Annotated in this window: 1 pseudogene; it reads left to right on the top strand. The window is 69.9% G+C overall.

The annotated features are described in order from the left end of the window. Positions 1 to 182: 182 nt before the first annotated feature. Positions 183 to 551, top strand: a pseudogene (locus WDW90_RS37965) (molybdopterin-dependent oxidoreductase); the annotation flags it as partial.

Below are 551 nucleotides of genomic sequence, written 5' to 3'. Positions count from 1 at the left end.
GCGCTCGGCCTCGGCGTCGACGTGCGCGTGATCGGCCGCGTCGGCGGCCGGGTCACGGCCGCCGTCACGCTGTCACTGGCGGTGCTGCTCGTCATCAGCTTGGGGCTGATCCACCTTCTGAGGCTCAGCTGAGACATGAGCACGAAACACGATTGGCGGCCCGCGTGCCGTCTGGAGGAACGATGATGCTGAGACGTGATGTCCTGCGGGGCGCCGGCCTGCTTGCCTCAGCCGGGCTCTGGATGGCGGGTCGGGCGCGCGCCGACCAAGGCGTCACCTTGCCCTTCGGCAACGGCGAGCGGCCACTCGTCGCCTATCCGGGCAAGCGCCCGCTGCTGCAGATGACGGCCCGGCCGCCGCAGCTCGAGACGCCGTTCTCGGTCTTCGACGAGGGCGTGATCACGACGAACGACGCCTTCTTCGTGCGCTACCACCTGGCCGACATCCCGACGTCCATCGACCCCGAGACGTTCCGCCTGGAGGTGAAGGGCCATGTCGGGACGCCGGTCTCGCTGTCGCTCGCCGAGCTCAGGGCGATGCCGGGCACGGAG

It is taken from the genome of Methylobacterium nigriterrae (assembly GCF_037106235.1).
GTDB classification, from domain to species: Bacteria; Pseudomonadota; Alphaproteobacteria; order Rhizobiales; family Beijerinckiaceae; genus Methylobacterium; species Methylobacterium nigriterrae.
This window is presented reverse-complemented; position numbering and strand designations above follow the sequence as displayed.